The following is a 21670-nucleotide window of genomic DNA, read 5'->3' on the forward strand; positions in this document are numbered from 1 at the left end:
GATCAGATTGGTGTCGCGGCCGTACCAATCGGGCGCGCGATGCGCGGCGCGTGCGCGCCGGCACCCATCAGCGTGCGCCGTCGCCGTAGGCGGCTGCGTAGTCGATGAACGCCTTGACCTTCGCGGGCAGCAGCGCGCGGTTCGCATAGGCGAGCTTGATCTCGACGAACGCGTCGACGAGATCGGCGCCTTCGAGCAATTGCACGAGCGCACCGGACGCGAGTTCGGGCTCGACCAGCGTCCTCGGCACCACGCCGATGCCGAAGTCGCGCATCACCATTTCGCGGTTGAAGACGGGGCTGTTCGACGAAATGTCGAAGCTCAGCGGCACGGTCACCATGTCGTTGCCGTCGCGGAACGACAGCGCGGGCCGGCGCAACGACGGCGACATCGGCACGAACGCGTGGCCGGCGAGTGCGGCGGGAGTCTCGGGCCGCGGATGCGTGCGCAGATACGCGGGCGTCGCGACGATCACCACCGGGATGCGTTCCACGAGCCGCACGATCGTCGTTTCGCTCGTCAGCATGTACGGGACGACGATGCCGATGTCGTAACCTTCGCCGACGAGATCGACCGGGCGCTCGGTCAGCGTGACATCGAGGCGGATTTTCGGATGCGCGGCCTTGAAACCGGCGATCAGCGGCACGAGCCGGTTCAGCGCGGCCGTCGTGTGCGCGACGAGCCGCAGCAGCCCTTCCGGCTCGCGCGTGTGCGCCAGCGCCTGTGCTTCGAGCGAGTCGAGTTCGTCGAGAACCGCCGCACAGCGGTCGTAGATGCGCTCGGCGGTTTCGGTGAGCGATACCTGACGCGTGGTCCGGTGCAGCAGGCGACTACCGAAGCGCGCCTCGAGATCGGCGACGGCCCGCGACACCACCGGCCGCGCCAGGCCATGGATATCGGCCGCTCGCGTGAAACTGCGCGTTTCGACCACCGTCCGGAAGACCCGCAACTTGTCGATGTAGTCCATGCCCGTTTCCTCGAAGCGATGGCGGGGCACGTGACGTACGCGGCCGGCCCAGCCATGTCACGGCGCAGTGTACATTGACTTTATGCATATGCACATATAAATTGCCGTGCATGAACGACACCCAGATTGTGCAGGCCTGCAACTGTCTCGCGCTGCGGCAGGCCGCGCGCTTCGTCACGCAACTCTATGAGCGGCATCTCGCGCCGGTCGGAGTCACGGCCGCGCAATTCGCGATCATGGCCAATCTGTCGCACCGTCCCGAGCAGCGGATGAGCGAGCTGGCGGACACGCTGGTGATGGACCGCACGACGCTGCTGCGCGCACTCAAGCCGTTGCAGCGCGACGGGCTGGTCGCCGCGGCCGCGTCCGAGGATGACGCGCGTGCGCATGCACTGAGCCTCACGGCCGCCGGCCGGCGTACCTACGCGCGCGCGAAAATCGCGTGGCAGGCTGCGCAGGACGAGTTCGAGGCGCAGTTCGGCCGTGCGCGCGCGAAGGCGCTGCGCAGCGAGTTGTTCGGCGTAATCGGGCAGCGATAGGGCGCGGGTGCGGCGGGCTGCGAAGGCGCCGGGCCGCACGCGCGGTGCGATGTCGTGACTGCACCGCGCGGGCGCGCAGATGCGCCGATGCGATGTCGCGCGTGGTCGATGACGTTGCGCGCGCGATGCGCCGGTCGCTGTTGCGTTGGTCGGGTCGGGCACGTGGGTCCAGTCGGTCAAGCCGATGAGGTCGCTCGAACCACTCGAACCACTCGAACCACTCGAACCACTCGAACCACTCGAACCACTCGAACCACTCGAACCACTCGAACCACTCGAACCACTCGAACGCGCCCGCGTGCCGGCACGCATAGTCCGGCTCAATCCTGCGTCGTATCGCCCGCAGCCGCTTGCCGAAACGCGCTCGGCGTCTGCCCGGCCCAGCGCCGGAAGGCCCGCGTGAAATTCGCCGGATCGGTGAACTGCAAGCGCTCGGCGATCGTCTTCAGATCGAGATCCGACGCGGCGAGCAACTGCTTCGCGTCGCGAAACCGCGCTTCGTCCAGCAACTGCCGATAGCTGGCTCCCGCTTCCTCCAGCCGGCGCCGCAGCGTGCGCGTCGACACGAGCAGCGCGTCGGCGAGCGCATCCGGGTCCGGATAGTCGCCGGCCGCGCTCGCGAGCTCGGCGCGCACGCGCTCGACCAGATCGCCTTCTTCCTGCCGCACCTGCGCGTATTCGCGCTCGACCTGCACGAGCGCCTGCCGGTGCGCGACGTCGTCGGCGAGCGGCAGCGGCCAGTCGAGCGCATCGTGCGCAATCCACAGCGCATTCGCCGCGCAGCCGAATTCGACCGGCGGCAGCTGCTCGCGGTAACGCGCGAAGTAGGCGGGCTCCGGCCACGTGAAGCGCAGCGCGATCGGCGGCGCTGAACGTGCCGACCATTGCGAGATGTTCTGCGCGAGCCCGGTCAACACGAACTCGAACATCACGTGATGCTGCAGCACCGGGCTGGCCTGCACGCCGTGCAATTCCAGCGTCGCGCCGAGCGCGTCCTCCGAGTAGGTGAGCCGGTATTGGCGGTTGCGCATCCGGAAGTAGCGCTGCGTGACGCGCAGCGCGTCGCGGATGTCCCGCGCGGTCAGCGTCGCATAGCCGAGAAATCCGTGCACGGTCGGCTTCAGCAACAGGCCGAACGCGAGCCCGATGCCCGGATCGCCGCCGATCGCGATCGCGTTCAGCACCAGCCGCCCCCATTGCGACGGCGCGACGCGCGCGTCGGGCTCGGCCAGCACCGCGTCGCGCAGGCCCGTGCCGGCGCGCACGGCAGCCGGATCGACGCCGCGCGCGGCCAGCGCCTGCAGCAGCAGGCGCGGATAGGCGACCGGGATGGTCGGCCGGCGTAGCCCGAGAAGGTCCTTGCGGCGCGGATTCGTCATGTGAAGTTGGCCGGAAATGACAAGCATTATGGCTGTTTACCCCCTCACGTTCAACGCGGCGGGCGGCCTACGATGACGCTCATCGCATCCCGGCAAAACCATCATGACGACCGCTTTTCCGCACCTGCTCGCGCCGCTCGATCTCGGCTTCACCACGTTGAAGAACCGTGTGCTGATGGGCTCGATGCACACCGGCCTCGAGGACAGCCGCAAGACGCTGCCGCGCCTCGCCGACTATTTCGCCGAACGCGCGCGCGGCGGCGTCGGCCTGATCGTGACGGGCGGCTTCGCGCCGAACGTGGCCGGCTGGACCAAGCCGTTCGGCGGCACGCTGATGACGTCGGCCGGCGCACGGCGGCATCGCGTGATTACCGACGCCGTGCATGCGCACGACGGCAAGATCGCGCTGCAGATCCTGCACACGGGCCGCTACGGCTATCACCCGTTCGCGGTCGCGCCGTCGAAGATCAAGTCGCCGATCTCGCCGTTCGCGCCGCACGAACTGAGCGCGCGCGGCGTCGAGCGGCAGATCCGCGCGTTCGTCCGCTGCGCACAGCTCGCACGCGAGGCCGGCTACGACGGCGTCGAGATCATGGGCTCCGAAGGCTATCTGATCAATCAGTTCATCTCGATGCATACGAACAAGCGCACCGACCAGTGGGGCGGTGCGTACGAGAACCGGATCCGGCTGCCGATCGAGATCGTCGAGCGCACGCGCGAAGCGGTCGGACGCGATTTCATCCTGATCTACCGGCTGTCGATGCTCGACTTGATCCCGGACGGCAGCGACTGGAGTGAGACCGTGCAGCTCGCGAAGGCCGTCGAGCGTGCGGGCGCGACGATCATCAACACCGGGATCGGCTGGCACGAGGCGCGCGTGCCGACGATCGCGACGTCGGTGCCGCGCGGCGCGTTCGCGTGGGTCACGCAGAAGATGAAGGGCGAGGTCGGCATCCCGCTGGTGACGACGAACCGCATCAACCGGCCCGAGGTGGCCGAGCAGATTCTGGCGGACGGCTGCGCGGACATGGTGTCGATGGCGCGCCCGCTGCTCGCCGATGCCGAGTTCGTCGTCAAGGCCGCGCAGGGCCGCGCCGACGAGATCAACACCTGCATCGGCTGCAACCAGGCTTGCCTCGATCACGCGTTCAAGAACAAGATCGCGTCGTGCCTGCTGAACCCGCGCGCGTGCCACGAGACGGAACTCGTCTATACGCCGGTGCGGCAGCCGAAGCGCATCGCGGTGGTCGGCGCCGGGCCGGCCGGGCTGGCGTGCTCGACGGTGCTCGCGCAGCGCGGCCATCGCGTCGACCTGTTCGACGCCGCCGCGCAGATCGGCGGCCAGTTCAACATGGCGAGGCGCATTCCGGGCAAGGAAGAATTCGACGAGGCGCTGCGTTACTTCGGCCGCCAGATCGAAGTGACCGGCGTGACGCTGCATCTGAACCGCCGCGTCGACGCGCGCGAGTTGATCGACGGCGGCTACGACGAGATCGTGCTCGCGACCGGCGTGACGCCGCGCGATCCGAAGATTCCGGGGCAGGACGGCCCGAACGTGCTCAGCTACATCGACGTGCTGGCGGGCCGGCAACCGGTCGGCCGGCGTGTCGCGGTGGTCGGCGCGGGCGGAATCGGCTTCGACGTCGCCGAATACCTGGTGCAGGGCGGCCAGTCTCCGACGCTCGATCTGGACGAATGGAAGGCCGAATGGGGCGTGACCGATCCGGCCGTGACGCGCGGCGGCGTGACGCGCGCACGGGTCGCCGCGCCGGCGCGCGAGGTGACGCTGCTGCAGCGCAAGCCGGCGCCGCTCGGGAAGGGGCTCGGCAAGACGACCGGCTGGATTCACCGGGCGACGCTGAAGATGAAGCAGGTGAAGATGATCGGCGGCGTGAACTACGAAAGGATCGATGCGCGCGGGCTGCACGTGTCGTACGGCGAGCAGCGTAGCGATCATGAACTGATCGAAGCCGACACGATCGTGCTGTGCGCAGGCCAGGAGCCGCAGCGCGCGCTGCTCGCGCCGCTGCAGGCGGCCGGACGCTCGGTGCATCTGATCGGCGGCGCGGAACTGGCTGCGGAGCTCGACGCGAAGCGGGCGATCGATCAGGGGGCGCGGTTGGCGGCGCGGCTGTAATCGGCGCTCGGTTCGACGTTTCGATGGCGCGCGCGGCGGTGCGGCGGTTTGGCTGGGCGATGGGCGCGCGTTTGTTTCGATGAAGCGGCGATCTCCGCGCAGGGCGGTGGCGCGGATTGGCACCGTCGCGGCGCCGCGCGATACGGAGCAGCGCACGCAATACGCGCAATTCGGCCAACTCAGCCCCGGCCCCAACTCGGCTAACTCGGCCCGACACGGCCCGACACGGCCCACGCCCGCGATGATGCCGAGCGCGACCGACCCACTCTCGGCGCGTTCTGCCCGCCGGCTTACCGCCAGCCCGACCGACCCGCCACCCGCCTTACGCCGCTTCGGCCCGCTCTTCCCGTTCCGCTTCGAGCATCGCCTTGACGATCAGGTAGACGGCCGGGAGATCGTCGTCGTCGCGACTCCAGTCGACCGGCTCCTCGACGTCCGCGGCGACCAGCCGGCTGTCGCGCAGCCGGATGAACGCGTCGACGACGGCCGGATCGTTGCGGTTCAGGAAACCGGCATTCGAGAACGCCAGCTCCTCGACGTTCAGCAGCGCCTGCCAGCTCATCGTGCGGGCGGCGGCCGGGTGGGTGCGGCGTCGCAGCCCGAGCGCGCGCTGCGCAGGGCCGCCGACGACACGCTGCAGATCGCCGACCGCCCGCTGCGCGGCACGCTCGAACTGGACGGGATTGAAGCCGGGTTGCTCGGGATCGAATGCGGATGACTGAAACATGGTCGCCTCACAAAAGTCCGTCCGTCATGGGTGACGGGATTCGGGTCGAATGATGCAAAAACACTGTGAATATATACAGTGTTCGATCCGGTTTCAAGTCCTTCGTGCGGGCAGTGGTACGACGGCCGCGGCGTCGATCACCGGCATGCATCGCCCGTTGCCGCGACCGCTTCACGTCACACCGCCGCGACGATCGTCTCGCGCAGCCATCGATGCGCCGGGTCGCGATGTACACGTTCGTGCCACAGCATCGACATCTCGTAGCCCGGCACGTCGACGGGCGCGTCGACGACGCGCAACCCCGGCGTATTGCGCACCAGTCGCTCGGGCAGCATCGCGACGAGGTCGGTGGCGGCGACGACCGAGATCACGAACAGGAAATGCGGCACCGACAGCACGACCCGCCGCGCGGCGCCCGCTTTCGCGAGCGCTTCGTCGGTCACGCCGAAGAAGCCGCCGCCGTCGGGCGACACGATCACGTGTTCCAGCGCAGCGAACTGCGCGAGCGTCAGGCGGCGCTTGAGCTTCGGATGACCGGCGCGGCCTACCAGCACGTATCGCTCGACGAACAGCGGCAGGCGCCGCATGCCGTCGGGCGAGCCTTCGGTCGTGTGGAACGCGAGGTCGATGCCGTTTCGTTCGGCTTCCTGCTCGATGCGCGGCGGCGCCAGCCCGACGACGGCGAGCCGCGTTGCCGGCGCAGCCGCGCGCAGCGCGCTCAAGGCGGGCAGCACGATCGTCGATTCGCCGTAGTCGGTCGCGGCCACGCGCCACGTGTTGGTCGCGGTGGCCGGATCGAACGGCGTGGCCGTCAGCACCGCGCGCTCGACGGCTTCGAGCGCATCGCGCAGCGGCTCGCGCAACGCTTGCGCGCGCGCGGTCGGCCGCATGCCGCGCGGCCCCGGCAACAGCAACGGATCGCCGAACAGGTCGCGCAGCTTCTGCAACTGCACGCTCACCGACGGCTGCGACATGTTCAGCCGCGCGGCCGCGCGCGTGACGTTGTGCTCGGCGAGCAGCACGTCGAGCGTGACCAGCAGGTTCAGGTCGATGCGTCTGAGATTGTTCATGGCTATACCAGGAATATCGGGAATTCATTTCCAATATACCGAGTGCGCCGGCATCCTGCAGTCATTCAATCAACGGAGTCACGAACATGAACGTGCTGATCGTCTATGCCCATCCCGAACCGCGCTCGCTGAACGGTGCGTTGCGCGACTTCGCGGTCCAGCATCTCGAGGCCGCCGGCCATGCGGTGCAGGTGTCCGATCTGTATGCGATGAACTGGAAGCCCACGCTCGACGCCGACGACATGACCGAGCGCGCGTCCGGCACGCGTTTCGATCCCTCGCGCGATTCGAAGCACGCGTACGAGACGGGCACGCAGCGCGACGACATCGCGCGCGAGCAGCAAAAGCTGAAATGGGCCGACGCGCTGATCCTGCAGTTTCCGCTGTGGTGGTTCTCGATGCCGGCGATCATGAAGGGATGGATCGAGCGCGTGTATGCCTACGGCTTCGCGTACGGCGTCGGCGAGCATTCCGATACGCACTGGGGCGACCGATACGGCGAAGGGATGATGGCCGGCAAGCGTGCGATGGTGATCGTCACGACGGGCGGCTGGGCGTCGCACTACAGCGCGCGCGGAATCAACGGGCCGCTCGACGACCTGCTGTTTCCAATCCAGCACGGCGTCCTGTATTACCCGGGGTTCGACGTGCTGCCGCCGTTCGCGATCCACCGTACCGGAAAGATGAACGACGTGCGCTTCGACGAAACACGCGCGGCGCTCGGCAAGCGTCTCGATGAGCTATGGACCGCGCAGCCGATTCCGTTTCGCCGGCAGAACGCGGGCGACTACGAGATTCCGGCGCTGACGTTGAAGCCGGAGATCGCGCCCGGCAGCGTGGGGTTCGCGGCGCACGTCGCGCACGAGGAGGCGCACGGTACGCCACGCAGCAACGCGCGCGATCCCGTGCCCGCGGCGGCGGACGCCGCGTGAGGCAGGCGTTCGTCGGGTCGTAACGGACTGCGGCCCGTGCGCCGCCGGACAAGCGCCGGCACGGGCAGCACGGGCTTCACGGGCTGCACGGATCTCAGCGATCGTCGTCCCGCACCGACGACGGATGCCGGCACAGCGCGCGCACTTCCATCTCCATGTACGGAAACAGCGGCAGCTGGCTCAGCAGGTCATGCAGCTGCTGCACGCTGTCCACGTCGAAGATGCTGACGTTCGCGTACTGCCCGGCGATGCGCCACAGATGCCGCCACACGCCGTCGTTCATCAGCCGCTGGCACATCGCCTTCTCGTCGGCCTTCAGCGTCGCCGCCTTGACCGGGTCCATGTCCGCCGGCAGGCGGACGGTCATTTCCACATGAAACAGCATCCTGCGCTCCTTGTATTGTCGGTTCGTCGAACGTTACGGCCGCTCAGGCCTGCGCGCGTGCGCGTTCGACATCGCTCGCCGGTACGTGCTGCCGTTCCTTGACGAGCGAGAAATCGAAGTCGATCAGCGCGAACTGACCGTCGACGCCATACGGCTTGCCTTCCGCGCCTTCGGCCTGCTTGACCTTCGGGATCAGCCCTTCGCGCGTCGCGAACGCGAAGTCGTCCCAGATGTGCGGATCGCCTTCGATGTTGATCTGCGTCGTCAGCTTGCGATAGCCGTCGGCCGAAACGAAGAAGTGGATGTGCGCGGGGCGATGGCCGTGGCGGCCCAGCTGGTCGAGCAGCTGCTCGGTCTTGCTGCCCGGCGGCACGCTGTAGCCGACCGGCAGCACGCTGCGGAAGCTGTAGCGGCCGTCGGCGTCGGTGCGGATCGAGCGGCGCAGGTTGAACGCCGGCTGCGACTGGTCGAAGTACGAGTAGTTACCCAGATGATTCGCATGCCACACCTCGACGAGCGCGTTCGCGAGCGGCGCGCCGTTCTGGCCGAGCACGCGGCCGCGCATGATCAGCGTCTGGCCGGGATCGGTGCCGTCGTCCAGCCGCGCGTGGCCGACCGATTCCGGCGCGCCCGCGACGTACAGCGGCCCTTCGATCGTGCGCGGCGTGCCGCCCGTGATGCCGGCCTTCTGCTCGGCCTCGTCCATCCGCACGTCGAGGAAGCGCTCGAGCCCGAGGCCCGCGGCGATCAATCCGAATTCGCGGCCGGCTTCGTTCAGGTAGTTCAGCGCGGTCCAGAACTCGCTCGGCTGGACGTCGAAGTCCTCGATCGTGTAGCAGAGATCCTTCACGATCCGGTTGACGATCGCGCGCACGCGCGGATTGCCAGGCTTCTCCGCGGCGTCGTCGAAGGTCTTCAGCAGTGCGTCGATGTCTTGCTTGTTCATCTGTGTCTCCGGTTTCGTTTGTCGTGTCGTCGTTCGTCGGGGCGAGCGGATTCAGCGGGCGCCGCGTCGCATCCGCTCGATGCGGGGCCAGTCGAAGGTGATGCCGAGGCCGGGCGTGGCCGGCAGATGCAGCTTGAAATCCTGGTAGCGCAGCGGCTCGACGAGGATTTCCTCGGTGAGCAGCAGCGGGCCGAACAGCTCGGTGCCCCACCTGAGCGAGCCGAACGTGCTGAACAGTTGCGCCGACGCCATCGTGCCGGCCGCGCCCTCGAGCATCGTGCCGCCGTACAGATCGATGCCGGCCGCCGATGCGATCGACGCGACGCTCGCCGCGCCGAGCAGGCCGCCCGACTGCGCGATCTTCACCGCGAACACGTCGGCCGCGCGCTCCTGCGCGAGCGCGAACGCATCGACGGGGCCGTGCAGCGCTTCGTCGGCCATGATCGGAATGTGCGCGAGTTGCGTGAGGCGCTTCAGCCCGGCCCGGTTGGTCGCGGCGATCGGCTGCTCGACGAGGCTCACGCCGGCGTGCGCGAGCCGCGCGCCGGCGCGGATCGCTTCGGTTTCGCTCCACGCCTGGTTCACGTCGACGCGCACGTCGCCGCGATCGCCGAGCGCGCGCTTGATCGCGATTACGTGCGCGACGTCGTCGTCAACTGCGTTCGAGCCGATCTTCAGCTTGAACGCGCGATGGCGGCGCGCGTCGAGCATCGCCTCGGCTTCGGCGATGTCGCGTTGCGTGTCGCCGCTCGCGAGCGTCCACGCGACCTCGACCGCATCGGTCGTGCGGCCGCCGAACAGCTCCGACAGCGGCACGCCGGCGCGGCGCGCCTGCGCATCGAACAGCGCGGTCTCGAGCGCGCATTTCGCGAAGCGGTTGCCCTGGAACAGCTTGCGGGCACGCGCCATCGCGGCGCCGGGGCGCGTCGCGTCCATCCCTTGCAGCAGCGGCGCGAAATACGTGTCGATGTTGACCTTGATGCTCTCGGGGCTCTCTTCGCCGTATGCGAGCCCGCCGATCGTGGTCGCCTCGCCGACGCCTTCGATACCGTCCGTGCATCGAACCCGGACGAGTACGAGTGTCTGGCAATTCATCGTGGCGACCGACAGTTTGTGGGGCCGAATCGTGGGCACGTCGACGAGCAGCGTGTCGATGCGCTCGATGGTGGCGGCAGTTGCTATCATGCGATTCCTCCTGTTGATGCACATGGTAGGAATTCCGGGCCCGCGTCGTCCAACACTCTTTCCGACTACTTCCATACCTTTGAGGCATGAAATGGAATTGCGCCAGCTCCGCTACTTCATCGCCGTCGCGGAAGAAATGAACATCACGCGGGCGGCGGAGCGGCTGCACATGACGCAGCCGCCGCTGAGCCGCCAGCTGCAGACGATCGAGGAAGAGATCGGGCTGCCGTTGTTCGAACGCGGCGCGCGGCCGCTGAAGCTGACCGACGCGGGCCGCGTGTTCTACGCGCAGGCGAAGCGCGTCCTCGAGCAGGCCGACGAGCTCGGGCCGCTCACGCGTCGCCTCGCGCAACTGTCGGAGCGGATCGTGATCGGCTTCGTACCGTCGACGCTCTACGGCGCGCTGCCGGACGTGATCCGCGCGTTTCGCGACGCGCAGCCGGGCGTCGAGCTGTCGCTGATCGAAATGTTCACGCTCGAGCAGCTCGGCGCGCTGAAGGGCGGGCGCATCGACGTCGGCTTCGGCCGCCTGCGCTTCGACGACGACCAGCTGGTGCGCGAGGCGCTGATCGAGGAGAAGCTGATCGCGGCGCTGCCGGTCGGGCATCCGCTGGCCGACCCCGAGCGGCCGCTGACGCTCGCCGACATCGCGCACGAGACGCTGATCGTCTACCCGAGCACGCCGCGGCCGAGCTTCGCTGACCAGCAGCTGTCGGCGCTGCGCGACGGCGCGCTCGTGCCGGCGGGCGTTCACGAGGTGCGCGAACTGCAGACGGCGCTCGGGCTGGTGGCCGCGCAGGTCGGCGTGTCGCTGGTGCCCGAGAGCGTGGAAGGCGTGCGCGTGAAGGGCGTCGTGTACCGGCGGCTGCCGGAGCCGACGGCGACGTCGCCGATCATCATGAGCCGCCGGCTGCACGGCGAAAGCCCGGCGACGACCGCGTTTTGCGCGATCGCGCGCGCGATGTTCGGACCGACGCTTTAGCGCGGGCGGTTTATGGAGCGGCCGCAACTAACGGCCAATTCGGGCGGGTGGCGCGACGCGGGGTGATTCGGTCGAGAAGGGGGCGTTGGGCGAGGCCGGGGCGACGGGCGGCGCATCGGGCTCACCGCACGCACCGGGCAAGGCGACCAAGCGGGAGACGCTGGAGATGCGGAAGATGCAGCCCGACGCAGCACCACCCGCGCACGCGGCGATCCACCCACCAACGCGGCCGGCCGCGCATGCCTGCCGCCAGATGCCTAACCCCTACCGCCTAACCCCCACCGTTTCCGATGGCGATTCCCCGAACTTCTCCCGATAGGCGATCGCGAAGCGCCCGAGATGCGTGAACCCGCAATCGAGCGCGACATCGGCGATCCGCCGCTCCGGCTGCGACCTGCGCAGCAACTCGCGCGCATGCTCGAGCCGCGTCGCGCGCAGGTACTGCATCGGGCTCATGCCGCGAAACTGCAGGAACGCGTCGCGCAGCGTCCGCTCCGGCACGTTGGCCGCCACGACGATATCGGCGAGCTGCAGCGGCTGCGCGTAGTGCGCGTTCACGAATTCCTGCGCGCGCAGCACGAAGCCCGGCGCGGGATCGTGACGCATACTCGCGGCCGCCGGCGGATGCCCTTCGATCAGCAGATCGATCAGCAGATGCTCGAGCTGCGCCGCGACGCGCGGATTCGCGTTGGCGCGCGCCAGCAAAGCCGGCGAGCGGGCGACGAGCATCAGCTGCTGGTGCCACGCGGCGAGCGCGGCGTCGCTGATGTGCAGCACCGGGTCGAGCGTCGCGCGCGGATTGCCGGTGAGCGAGCCGACGGTCGCCGCGTCGATGCGCAGCACGAACTGCTCGCAGTCGGCCGACAGCACCGCATCGAAGCGCTCGCCGGGCGCGCACAGCACGCCCGTCTGGCCGTCGACGCCGAGCCGGCGCCCCATCGCGGCGACCTGCGCATGCCCGGACAGACAGAACATCAGCAGGTAATAGCCGTCGACCGCGTCGACCTGCACGCGCATCGCGTCGCCGAACGCGATCGTGCCGATCCCGAGCCCGCCGAGCCGCACGAAGTCCATGTGCGCGGCGCCCTGCATGCGCCCGCTCGGCAGCAGCGCGTGCGGCTGCATCACGCGCGAGATGCGCTCGCGCGTCTCGTCGAGATCGCGGGATTCGAACAGCCGGTGCGCGCGCAGCGCGAGCGGCTCGAACGACGTTGGGGACATGGGCATCGGCCTTGGTATCGACGCGCGCTTCGTTCCGACGAATGGGTCACGAACGGGCGGCGGCTCGCGTGTGTCGTCATGCTAGCGCAGAAATCCGCCGAAAGTGGATATTGCGCCGCCGCAATCGCACTTTCCGGATAGACGCCGAATATTAGCTTTTCAAAAATCCGCTCCATGCCATCAACGAACCGGAACCACAAGGAGTCCGACATGGAGCAGACAGCATCGCCCGTCGTATTTGCCGCGCGCGACGACGCGTCCGACGTGCACTTTCCGCACGACGACGGGTCGCGCGTCCCGTACAAGGTGTTCAGCTCGCGCGCCGTCTACGATCGCGAGCAGGAGCGCATCTTCCGCGGGCCGACGTGGAACTTCGTCGCGCTTGAAGCGGAAATTCCCAACGCCGGCGACTTCAAGAGCACCTTCGTCGGCGACACGCCGGTCGTCGTCACGCGCACCGAGGACGGCGCGCTGTCCGCGTGGGTGAACCGCTGCGCGCACCGCGGCGCGCAGGTGTGCCGCAAGTCGCGCGGCAACGCCAGCTCGCACACGTGCGTGTATCACCAGTGGAGCTTCGACAACGAGGGCAACCTGCTCGGCGTGCCGTTCCGGCGCGGCCAGAAAGGGATGACCGGGATGCCGGCCGACTTCGACCCGAAGCAGCACGGGCTGCGCAAGCTGCGCGTCGACAGCTATCGCGGGCTCGTGTTCGCGACCTTCAGCGACGACGTCGCGCCGCTGCCCGATTATCTCGGCGCGCAGATGCGACCGTGGATCGACCGGATCTTCCACAAGCCGATCGAGTATCTCGGCTGCACGCGCCAGTATTCGAAGTCGAACTGGAAGCTGTACATGGAGAACGTGAAGGATCCGTATCACGCGAGCATGCTGCATCTGTTCCATACGACCTTCAACATCTTCCGCGTCGGGATGAAGGCGCGCTCGATCCCCGATGCGAACCACGGGCTGCACAGCATCATCACGGTGACGAAGACGGGCGACGACACGTCGGCCGCGTACAAGCAGCAGAACATCCGTTCGTTCGACGAAGGCTTCCATCTGGAAGACGAGTCGATTCTCGATCTGGTGTCGGAATACGACGAGGACTGCACGAATCATATCCAGCCGATCTTCCCGCAGCTCGTGATCCAGCAGATCCACAACACGCTGGTCGCGCGGCAGATCCTGCCGAAGGGGCCGGACAACTTCGAGCTGATCTTCCACTTCTTCGGCTACGCCGACGACACGCCCGAGCTGCGCGCGCTGCGCATCAAGCAGGCGAACCTGGTCGGGCCGGCCGGCTACATCTCGATGGAGGACACCGAGGCGACCGAGCTCGTGCAGCGCGGCACGGTGCGCGACGCCGACGCAACCTCGGTCATCGAGATGTCGCGCGGCAATCCGGAGCAGCAGGACACGGTGATCACCGAAAGCCTGATCCGCAAGTTCTGGGTCGGCTACCAGAAGCTGATGGGCTATTGAAGCGGGAGCGCGCAAAGATGGAAAACCTGACGGAAGACATGAAGACGTGGTTCGAGATTTACATGCTGCAGAACCGCTACATCGGCCATCTCGACAACGACCGGCTCGAACGCTGGCCGGAAATGTTCACCGAGGACTGCACGTACGAGATCGTGCCGAAGGAGAACGCGGATCTCGGGCTGCCGGTCGGCATCGTCCACTGCACGAACCAGCGGATGCTGCGCGATCGCGTGGTGTCGCTGCGGCACGCGAACATCTATGAAGAGCACACGTATCGCCACATGACCTCGGGCCTCGCGATCGTCGCGCAGCGCGACGGCGAGATCGACACCGAGAGCAACTACGTGGTCGTGCAGACCCGCAGCAACGGCGAATCGAACGTGTACCAGGCCGGCAAGTATTACGACACGGTCGTGCGCACGCCCGACGGCCTGCGCTACAAGGCCAAGCGCGTGATCTACGACACGTCGCGCGTGCAGACGCTGCTCGCGACCCCGATCTGACCGACCCGACGAAGCAAGGAGCCGACATGACCGAAGCAACGCTCGCCGAATGGCATCCGCTGGGCGCAATCGACGAATTCACCGAAGACGAACCGGCGGCGCGCGTCGCCGGCCAGAAGCCGATCGCGGTATTCCGGATCGGCGACGAACTGTTCGCGATGCACGACCTGTGTTCGCATGGCCACGCGCGGCTGTCCGAAGGCTACGTGGAGGACGGGTGCGTCGAGTGCCCGCTGCATCAGGGGCTGATCGACATTCGCACCGGTGCGCCGAAATGCGCGCCGATCACCGAGCCGGTGCGCGTCTATCCGATCCGGATCGTCGACGGACAGGTGGAAGTCAATGTCGGCTGACCCGTTCGTGATCGTCGGAGCCGGCCACGCGGCGCGGCGCACGGCCGAGGCGCTGCGTGCGCGCGACGCCGACGCGCCGATCGTGATGATCGGCGCCGAGCGCGAGCTGCCGTACGACCGGCCCGCGCTGTCGAAGGATGCGCTGCTGAACGACGGCGGCGAGCAGCGCGCGTTCGTTCGCGATGCCGCGTGGTACGACGCGCAGCGCATCGCGCTGCGGCTCGGCACGCGCGTCGACGCGATCGAGCGCGAGGCGCAACGCGTGCGGCTCGACGACGGCACGACGCTGCCGTACGCCAAGCTCGTGCTGGCGACCGGCTCGCGCGTGCGCACCTTCGGCGGGCCGATCGACGCGGGCGTCGCGGCGCACTACGTGCGCACCGTCGCCGACGCGCGTGCGTTGCGCGCGCAGCTCGTGCGCGGCCGCCGCGTCGCGGTGCTCGGCGGCGGCTTCATCGGCCTCGAAGTGGCTGCGGCGGCGCGCCAGCTCGGCTGCAACGTGACGGTGATCGATCCGGCCGCGCGCTTGCTGCAACGCGCGTTGCCGGAAGTCGTCGGCGCCTACGCGCACCGGCTGCATGACGAACGCGGCGTCGGTTTTCAGATGGCGACGCTGCCGCGCGCGATACGTGCCGCGGCGGGCGGCGGCGCGATCGTCGAGACCGATCGCGGCGACGTGCATGCCGACGTCGTCGTGGTCGGCATCGGCGTGCTGCCCAACGTCGAGCTCGCGCAGGCGGCGGGGCTCGACGTCGACAACGGCATCCGCGTCGATGCGGGCTGCCGCACGGCCGACCGCGCGATCTTCGCGGCGGGCGACGTGACGATGCACTTCAATCCGCTGCTCGGGCGTCACGTGCGCATCGAGTCGTGGCAGATCGCGGAGAACCAGCCGGCCGTCGCGGCCGCGAACCTGCTCGGCGCGGACGACGCGTATGCGGAGCTGCCGTGGCTGTGGTCCGATCAGTACGACTGCAACCTGCAGATGCTCGGGCTGTTCGGCGCCGGGCAGACGACCGTCGTGCGCGGCGATCCGGCACGCGGGCCGTTCACGGTGTTCGGGCTCGGCGACGACGGCAGGATCGTCGCGGCGGCCGCGGTCAATCTCGGGCGCGACATCGGCGCCGCGCGCCGGCTGATCGCGGCCGGCGCGATGCCCGACCCGCAGCAGCTCGCCGATCCGACGGTCGGCTTGAAGACGTTTCTGTGACGCGCTGCGTGGGCTCGGTGCGAACGCGCTCCGTATGACCGCGCTCGCGCCGGGCCGGCGCCGCGCGACGCGGCAAGGCGGCTCGCATCCGACCGAGGGCAAGCGGTTCCGCGCGCGTGTGGCGCGCGGGTTTGTCGCCGGCGGGCGATCGGTGCATATTAGCGGCATTGCCGTTTCACCGATCGCCCATGACGCCAGACAAAGCCCTCGAACTGAAACGCAGCAAGCGCCGCGCGCTATGGCTGCTGCTGACCGCCGTCGCGGTGTTCGTCACGACGATCCTGCTGCCGCGCGGCCCGTGGGTCGACGGCTTCAAGGCGGTGGCCGAGGCCGCGATGGTCGGCGCGCTCGCCGATTGGTTCGCGGTGGTCGCGCTGTTTCGCCGCGTGCCGATCCCGTTCGTGTCGCGCCACACCGAAATCATCCCGAAGAACAAGGACAAGATCGCCGACAATCTCGCGGTGTTCGTGCGCGAGAAATTCCTCGGCCCCGACGCGCTCGCCGCGCAGATTCGCCAGCACGATCCCGCGCAGCGGCTCGGCGCATGGCTCGGCGAGCCGGCGAATACCGAGGCGCTCGGCACCTACGTGACGAAGCTGATGAGCTTCGCGCTCGACATGACCGACGACGCGCGCATCCGCTCGTTCGTCCACGACGCGATGCGCGCGATGATCGACCGGATCGACCTGTCGCAGTCTGCCGGCGCGATCCTCGACACGCTGACGAAGGACGGCCGTCACCAGGCGCTGCTCGACGATGCGATCGAGCAGATCGTCGGCATCCTCGACAAGGAGGAGAACCGCGAGGTGATCGCGGGCTTCATCGTCGAATGGCTGAAGACGCAATATCCGAAGGTCGAGAAGATCATGCCGACGCAGTGGTTCGGCGAGAACGGCGCGCGCATGCTCGCGAGCGCGGTGAGCCGCGTGCTCGAGAGCGTCGCGGCCGACCCCGAGCACGAGTTGCGCCAGCGCTTCGACGGCACGGTCGTGCGGCTCACCGAGCGGCTGAAGCACGACCCGGCGTTCATCGCGAAGGGCGACGAGATCAAGCGCTACATTCGCGACGGCGATGCGTTCAACGACTATGTGCGCGATCTGTGGGACCAGTTGCGCGCGTGGCTGAAGGCCGATCTGGCGCGCGCCGACTCGACGCTGCAGCGGCAGGCCGCGACGCTCGGCCGCTGGCTCGGTGCGCGGCTCGCGGAAAGCCCGGCGTTGCGCGCGTCGCTGAACGAGCATGTCGAAAAGGCCGTGCACGAGATGGCGCCGGATTTCGCCGATTTTCTGATGCGGCACATCCGCGACACGGTGCGCAACTGGGATGCGCGCGAGATGTCGCGGCAAATCGAGCTGAACATCGGCAAGGACCTGCAATACATCCGCATCAATGGCACGCTGGTCGGCGGGCTGATCGGGCTCGGGCTGTATCTCGTATCGCTGGTGCCGCGCTGGGCCGGCGCGTGGCTGCATTGACGCGGTAGCCGCGCGATAGTCACGCGCCAACCGCCGCCGCATCGGGCGCGCACCGCCGCGCGCCGCGCGTCACGCGCGCGCTTTCGCGCCGTGCAGTTGCAGGCCGAGCGCCTTGATCACTTTGAGGATCGTGCCGAAGCTCGGATTGCCGTCGTGCGACAGCGCCTTGTACAGCCCTTCGCGCGACAGGCCGGCGTCGCGTGCGACCTGCGACATGCCGCGCGCGCGCGCGATCACGCCGAGCGCATGCGCGATGAAGGCCGGGTCGTCGCCGCCTTCCTGCAGACATGCGTCGAAATAGTCGGCGATGTCGTCGTCGGTTTCGAGGTGGGCGGCCGAATCCCACGGCCGGGTGCTGATCTTGTCCATCGCTTACTCCAGGTCGAGCCGCCCGAGCATTGCGTGCGCGGCGCGAATGTCTGCCTGTTGCGTCGACTTGTCGCCGCCGCAGAGCAGGATCACCCAGATCGTCGCGCGCCTGACGTAGTAGACGCGATAGCCGGGGCCGTGGTCGATACGCATCTCGACGACCGGGGAGCCGGCCGACTTCCAGTCGCCCGGATTGCCCATCGACAGGCGGTCGATGCGGGCCTGGATACGCCGCCGTGCGACGCGATCCTGCAGACCGGCGAACCATGTGTCGAAGACTTCGGTCGTTCTGATGCTGTACGTCGGAGCACTGTAAGGCACGTTACTCGATATGTCAACCATGGTTCACAAGCTCAACTGGGGTTCCGATGCCGTCACAGTAGAGCGGCGCGCGCCGTTTGACGCGAAGTTGGCCGTCAGGCCGATGCTGCGCCGGGGCCCGGATCGGCCGTTCGGCCGAAGCAGGAATCCCGCGAATCCGTCTACAATCGAAAACGTCCCTGCCGCCCGTGCGCGTTCGTCCTGCGCGCTGGCGGATCCGTTCGTCCTCCTGCATCGGGAGGCGCCGCCGTGTGTTGCGCGGCGGGCAGCACCGTGGTCAGCATCCCGTAGGTAAGCGTGCGCGTGCCGTAGGCCGGCGCGCGTTCTGAACGCCGCACGTCCGCAAACCGGGCACGCGGCAGCGACGGAGAGTCCCCATGAAAGCATCGGATCTGTTTGTGAAGGCGCTGGAAGCCGAAGGCGTCGAATACGTGTTCGGCATTCCCGGTGAGGAAAACCTCGATCTGCTCGAATCGCTGCGGCGCTCGAAGATCAAGCTCGTGTTGACCCGCCACGAGCAGGCGGCCGGTTTCATGGCCGCAACCTACGGCCGTCTCACCGGCCGCACCGGCGTGTGTCTCGCGACGCTCGGGCCGGGCGCCACCAATTTCGTGACGGCCGCCGCGTATGCGCAGCTCGGCGGCATGCCGATGCTGATGATCACCGGCCAGAAGCCGATCAAGTCGAGCAAGCAGGGCCACTTCCAGATCGTCGACGTCGTCGGCATGATGCAGCCGCTCACGAAGTTCACGCGGCAGATCGTGTCGATCGGCAACATCCCGTCGGCGGTGCGCGAGGCGTTCCGGCGCGCGGAGGAGGAGCGTCCGGGCGCCGCGCATCTCGAGCTTCCGGAGGACATCGCGCACGAGGAAGGCGACGGCAAGCCGATTCCGCGCAGCTTCAGCCGCCGGCCGATCGCCGAGCAGAAGGCGGTCGCGCACGCGGTCGATGCGATCCAGGCCGCGCGGCATCCGCTGCTGATGATCGGCGCGGGCGGCAACCGCAAGACGACCTGCAAGATGCTGCTCGAGTTCGTCGACGAGACGGGCATCCCGTTCTTCACGACGCAGATGGGCAAGGGCGTGATCGACGAGACGCATCCGCTGTGGCTCGGCAACGCGACGCTGTCCGACGGCGATTTCGTGCATCGCGCGATCGAGCACGCGGACTGCATCATCAACGTCGGCCACGACGTGATCGAAAAGCCGCCGTTCTTCATGCGCGCGGACGACAAGACCGTGATCCACGTGAACTTCCTCGGCGCGCAGGTGGACCCGGTGTATTTCCCGCAGATCGAGGTGGTCGGCGACATCGCGAACGCCGTGTGGCAGATGAAGGAAGCGGTCGCGCCGCAGCCGCACTGGGATTTCGAGCGCTTCACGATGATCAAGGCGCATTTCGAAGCGCATCTGCAGAAGGGCCAGCACGATCCGCGCTTCCCGATGTATCCGGTGCGGATCGTCAACGATCTGTACAACGCGCTGCCGGTCGACGGGATCGTCTGCCTCGACAACGGGATGTACAAGATCTGGTTCGCGCGTTACTGGCGCGCGCACGAGCCGAACTCGCTGCTGCTCGACAACGCGCTCGCGTCGATGGGCGCCGGCTTGCCGTCGGCGATCGCGACCAGGATCGTGCATCCGCAGCGCAAGGTGATCGCCGTGTGCGGCGACGGCGGCTTCATGATGAATTCGCAGGAGCTCGAAACGGCCGTGCGGCTGAAGCTCGACCTCGTCGTGATGATCCTGCGCGACGATGCGTTCGGGATGATCCGCTGGAAGCAGGAGAACATGAATTTTCCCGACTTCGCGATGACGCTGAAGAACCCCGATTTCGTCGCATATGCGCAGAGCTACGGCGCGCACGGGCACCGCGTCGAGGCGGCCGACGATCTCGAGCCGCTGCTGCGCGAATGCTTTGCGACACCGGGTGTGCACGTGATCGACGTGCCGATCGACTATTCGGACAACGAGCGCGTGCTCAACCGCGAAATCAAGCGCCTGTCGGCGCAACTCTGAATCCGCAGTTCACCGGAAGGAGCGTGCCATGCTGAAGGATACCTATCCGTACTATCTGGCCAACGAGGCTGTCTATGCGAATACCGATCTGGAAGTGACGGACAAGTTCAGCGGCAAGGTCGCGACGCGCGTCGCGCTGGCCGACGCGCAGGCGATCGACGCGGCCATCGGCGCGGCAGTCGACGCCGTCAAGCCGATGCGCGAGCTGCCGGCGTACCGGCGGCAGGCCGTGCTCGATCACTGCGTCGCACGCTTTCGCGAGCGTTTCGACGAGCTGGCCGAGGCGCTGTGCATCGAGGCCGGCAAGCCGATCAACGATTCGAGAGGCGAGGTGACGCGGCTGATCGATACGTTCCGCGTCGCGTCCGAGGAGGCGGTGCGCATCGACGGCGAAGTGCTCAACCTCGAGATCTCGGCGCGCGCGCAGGGCTACACCGGCTATACGCGGCGCGTGCCGATCGGCCCGTGCTCGTTCATCTCGCCGTTCAACTTCCCGCTGAACCTCGCCGCGCACAAGGTCGCGCCCGCGCTCGCCGCGGGCTGCCCGTTCGTGCTCAAACCGGCGAGCCGCACGCCGGTCGGCGCGCTGATCATCGCCGAGGTGCTCGCGGAAACCAATCTGCCGAAGGGCGCGTTCTCGGTGCTGCCCGCGCATCGCGACGGCGCCGACCTGTTCACCACCGACGAGCGTTTCAGGTTGCTGTCGTTCACCGGCTCGCCGGCCGTCGGCTGGGCGCTGAAGGAGAAGGCCGGCAAGAAGAAGGTCGTGCTGGAACTCGGCGGCAACGCGGCGGCGATCGTCGATGCGGACCAGTTCGAGCAGCTCGACTACGTGGTCGACCGGCTCGCGTTCGGCGCGTATTACCAGTCGGGCCAGAGCTGCATCGGCGTGCAGCGGATCCTCGTGCATGCGAGCCTGTACGACACGTTGCGCGACAAGCTGGTCGCGAAGACGCGCTCGCTGAAGATGGGCGATCCGAAGGATCCATCGACGTTCGTCGGCCCGATGATCTCCGAATCGGAGTCGCGCCGCCTGTCCGGCTGGATGGACGCGGCCGTCGCGGCGGGTGCGAAGATCATCGCGGGCGGCAAGGTCGACGGCGCGATGTTCGAGGCGACGCTGCTCGAAGACGTCGGCCGCGAGCAGGACCTGTACCGCAAGGAGGCGTTCGGCCCGGTCGCCATCCTCGAGAAGTTCGACCGTTTCGACGACGCGCTCGCGCGCGTGAACGACAGCGACTTCGGCTTGCAGGCCGGCGTGTTCACCGATTCGCTCACGCACGCGCAGCGCGCGTGGGACGAGCTCGAGGTGGGGGGCGTCGTGATCAACGACGTGCCGTCGTTCCGCGTCGACAACATGCCGTACGGCGGCGTGAAGGATTCCGGCCTCGGCCGCGAAGGGATCCGCTACGCGATCGAGGACATGACCGAGCCGCGCCTGATGGTCGTTCGGCGCCGTTAGGGGCTGT

21 protein-coding genes are annotated in these 21670 nt (G+C 67.9%); 11 read left to right on the plus strand and 10 right to left on the minus strand.

The genetic code is table 11. From position 1 onward, the window contains the following. Nucleotides 1–67: 67 nt before the first annotated feature. Complete coding sequence (locus tag MYA_RS18530; protein ID WP_011881482.1) at nt 68–967, minus strand: LysR family transcriptional regulator; 900 nt, start codon at nt 965–967, stop codon at nt 68–70. A gap of 110 nt (nt 968–1077) precedes the next feature. On the opposite strand from MYA_RS18530, the gene MYA_RS18535 reads away from it, so the two are divergent. Next, nucleotides 1078–1506 carry a MarR family winged helix-turn-helix transcriptional regulator gene (locus MYA_RS18535; RefSeq protein ID WP_011881483.1) on the plus strand — a complete coding sequence of 143 codons (429 nt, stop codon included), beginning with the start codon at nt 1078–1080 and terminating at the stop codon, nt 1504–1506. Between the two features lie 320 nt (nt 1507–1826). Here MYA_RS18535 and MYA_RS18540 read toward each other — a convergent pair whose 3' ends face one another. Beyond that, nucleotides 1827–2912: an AraC family transcriptional regulator gene (locus MYA_RS18540; protein WP_041494083.1), complete on the minus strand. Its 1086-nt coding sequence runs from the start codon at nt 2910–2912 to the stop codon at nt 1827–1829. 76 nt (nt 2913–2988) lie between these two features. Between MYA_RS18540 and MYA_RS18545 the strand changes: the two genes are divergently transcribed. Continuing rightward, nucleotides 2989–5022 carry an NADPH-dependent 2,4-dienoyl-CoA reductase gene (locus MYA_RS18545; protein WP_014724575.1) on the plus strand — a complete coding sequence of 678 codons (2034 nt, stop codon included), beginning with the start codon at nt 2989–2991 and terminating at the stop codon, nt 5020–5022. Nucleotides 5023–5344: 322 nt separating this feature from the next. Here the strand turns inward: MYA_RS18545 and MYA_RS18550 are convergent, their stop codons facing one another. Both MYA_RS18550 and MYA_RS18555 read right to left on the minus strand, forming a co-directional pair. Then, nucleotides 5345–5749 (minus strand): DUF2471 family protein, encoded by a 405-nt coding sequence (locus tag MYA_RS18550; RefSeq protein WP_011881486.1) that lies wholly within the window; start codon nt 5747–5749, stop codon nt 5345–5347. Between the two features lie 176 nt (nt 5750–5925). Then, complete coding sequence (locus tag MYA_RS18555) at nt 5926–6819, minus strand: LysR family transcriptional regulator (protein ID WP_011881487.1); 894 nt, start codon at nt 6817–6819, stop codon at nt 5926–5928. Nucleotides 6820–6905: 86 nt separating this feature from the next. On the opposite strand from MYA_RS18555, the gene MYA_RS18560 reads away from it, so the two are divergent. Continuing rightward, nucleotides 6906–7751, plus strand: coding sequence for an NAD(P)H-dependent oxidoreductase (locus MYA_RS18560; RefSeq protein ID WP_014724578.1), 846 nt, complete (start codon nt 6906–6908; stop codon nt 7749–7751). Between the two features lie 94 nt (nt 7752–7845). On the opposite strand, the gene catC is transcribed toward MYA_RS18560, so the two are convergent. The 3 genes from catC to MYA_RS18575 are packed head-to-tail and all read right to left on the minus strand — an operon-like array spanning nt 7846 to nt 10267. After that, a complete protein-coding gene (gene catC / locus MYA_RS18565) occupies nt 7846–8136 on the minus strand; it encodes a muconolactone Delta-isomerase (protein WP_014724579.1) in 291 nt (96 codons plus the stop codon). Nucleotides 8137–8179: 43 nt separating this feature from the next. Next, nucleotides 8180–9082 (minus strand): catechol 1,2-dioxygenase, encoded by a 903-nt coding sequence (gene catA, locus MYA_RS18570; protein ID WP_014724580.1) that lies wholly within the window; start codon nt 9080–9082, stop codon nt 8180–8182. A 51-nt stretch (nt 9083–9133) separates the two neighbouring features. Beyond that, the gene (locus tag MYA_RS18575; RefSeq protein WP_034194946.1) at nt 9134–10267 is read right to left on the minus strand and encodes a muconate/chloromuconate family cycloisomerase; all 1134 of its coding nucleotides are present in this window, start codon (nt 10265–10267) and stop codon (nt 9134–9136) included. A 91-nt stretch (nt 10268–10358) separates the two neighbouring features. On the opposite strand from MYA_RS18575, the gene MYA_RS18580 reads away from it, so the two are divergent. After that, nucleotides 10359–11249: a LysR family transcriptional regulator gene (locus MYA_RS18580; protein ID WP_011881492.1), complete on the plus strand. Its 891-nt coding sequence runs from the start codon at nt 10359–10361 to the stop codon at nt 11247–11249. Nucleotides 11250–11513: 264 nt separating this feature from the next. Here the strand turns inward: MYA_RS18580 and andR are convergent, their stop codons facing one another. Further along, nucleotides 11514–12470 carry an anthranilate 1,2-dioxygenase regulatory protein AndR gene (gene andR / locus MYA_RS18585; RefSeq protein WP_041494269.1) on the minus strand — a complete coding sequence of 319 codons (957 nt, stop codon included), beginning with the start codon at nt 12468–12470 and terminating at the stop codon, nt 11514–11516. Nucleotides 12471–12680: 210 nt separating this feature from the next. On the opposite strand from andR, the gene andAc reads away from it, so the two are divergent. From andAc to MYA_RS18610, 5 genes are all read left to right on the plus strand, one after another. Next, complete coding sequence (gene andAc, locus MYA_RS18590; RefSeq protein WP_014724582.1) at nt 12681–13952, plus strand: anthranilate 1,2-dioxygenase large subunit AndAc; 1272 nt, start codon at nt 12681–12683, stop codon at nt 13950–13952. Nucleotides 13953–13969: 17 nt separating this feature from the next. Continuing rightward, nucleotides 13970–14455 carry an anthranilate 1,2-dioxygenase small subunit AndAd gene (gene andAd, locus MYA_RS18595; RefSeq protein WP_034194948.1) on the plus strand — a complete coding sequence of 162 codons (486 nt, stop codon included), beginning with the start codon at nt 13970–13972 and terminating at the stop codon, nt 14453–14455. A 26-nt stretch (nt 14456–14481) separates the two neighbouring features. Further along, the gene (gene andAb, locus MYA_RS18600; RefSeq protein WP_011881496.1) at nt 14482–14808 is read left to right on the plus strand and encodes an anthranilate 1,2-dioxygenase ferredoxin subunit AndAb; all 327 of its coding nucleotides are present in this window, start codon (nt 14482–14484) and stop codon (nt 14806–14808) included. Continuing rightward, entirely contained in the window at nt 14798–16018 is a 1221-nt protein-coding gene (andAa, locus tag MYA_RS18605; protein ID WP_014724583.1) for an anthranilate 1,2-dioxygenase system ferredoxin--NAD(+) reductase, read from the plus strand. Before andAb ends, andAa begins: the two co-directional genes overlap by 11 nt. A 188-nt stretch (nt 16019–16206) precedes the next feature. After that, on the plus strand, nt 16207–17493 hold the full coding sequence (locus MYA_RS18610) for a DUF445 domain-containing protein (RefSeq protein ID WP_014724584.1): 1287 nt from the start codon (nt 16207–16209) through the stop codon (nt 17491–17493). A gap of 69 nt (nt 17494–17562) precedes the next feature. Here MYA_RS18610 and MYA_RS18615 read toward each other — a convergent pair whose 3' ends face one another. Next, nucleotides 17563–17862, minus strand: a complete 300-nt coding sequence (locus MYA_RS18615; RefSeq protein ID WP_011881499.1) for an addiction module antidote protein — start codon at nt 17860–17862, stop codon at nt 17563–17565. A 3-nt stretch (nt 17863–17865) separates the two neighbouring features. Then, complete coding sequence (locus tag MYA_RS18620) at nt 17866–18183, minus strand: type II toxin-antitoxin system RelE/ParE family toxin (RefSeq protein ID WP_014724585.1); 318 nt, start codon at nt 18181–18183, stop codon at nt 17866–17868. A gap of 377 nt (nt 18184–18560) precedes the next feature. Here MYA_RS18620 and MYA_RS18625 point away from each other — a divergent pair, with 377 nt between their 5' ends. After that, nucleotides 18561–20201 (plus strand): acetolactate synthase large subunit, encoded by a 1641-nt coding sequence (locus tag MYA_RS18625; protein WP_014724587.1) that lies wholly within the window; start codon nt 18561–18563, stop codon nt 20199–20201. Nucleotides 20202–20229: 28 nt separating this feature from the next. Further along, nucleotides 20230–21663: an aldehyde dehydrogenase family protein gene (locus MYA_RS18630; RefSeq protein ID WP_011881502.1), complete on the plus strand. Its 1434-nt coding sequence runs from the start codon at nt 20230–20232 to the stop codon at nt 21661–21663. Nucleotides 21664–21670: the final 7 nt, after the last annotated feature.

It is taken from the genome of Burkholderia sp. KJ006, assembly GCF_000262695.1.
Lineage (GTDB): Bacteria > Pseudomonadota > Gammaproteobacteria > Burkholderiales > Burkholderiaceae > Burkholderia > Burkholderia vietnamiensis.